This is a genomic window from Pseudomonas sp. SIMBA_068 (assembly GCF_046534705.1).
Lineage (GTDB): Bacteria > Pseudomonadota > Gammaproteobacteria > Pseudomonadales > Pseudomonadaceae > Aquipseudomonas > Aquipseudomonas putida.
The window spans coordinates 1-235 of record NZ_JAWRYI010001690.1 but is presented as its reverse complement, the minus strand read 5'-3'; the positions used below and the strand labels follow the sequence as shown (position 1 = coordinate 235).

The following is a 235-nucleotide window of genomic DNA, read 5'->3' as shown; positions in this document are numbered from 1 at the left end:
CTTATCCGCATTCGTGACAACGGCTGCGGCATCGTGAAAAGCGAGCTGTCGATGGCGCTGGCCCGACACGCCACCAGTAAAATCGCCTCACTGGATGACCTGGAAGCGATCATGAGCCTGGGTTTTCGCGGTGAAGCGCTCGCCAGTATCAGTTCTGTCTCCCGCCTGACCTTAACCTCACGTACCGCCGATCAAACCGAAGCCTGGCAGGCCTATGCGGAAGGGCGTGATATGA

General features: G+C 58.3%; 1 protein-coding gene. It reads left to right on the top strand.

Annotated elements, in window-relative coordinates:
• Nucleotides 1-235: ATP-binding protein (locus SB756_RS35500; RefSeq protein ID WP_410913937.1), on the top strand; the 235-nt coding region annotated here is incomplete at both ends.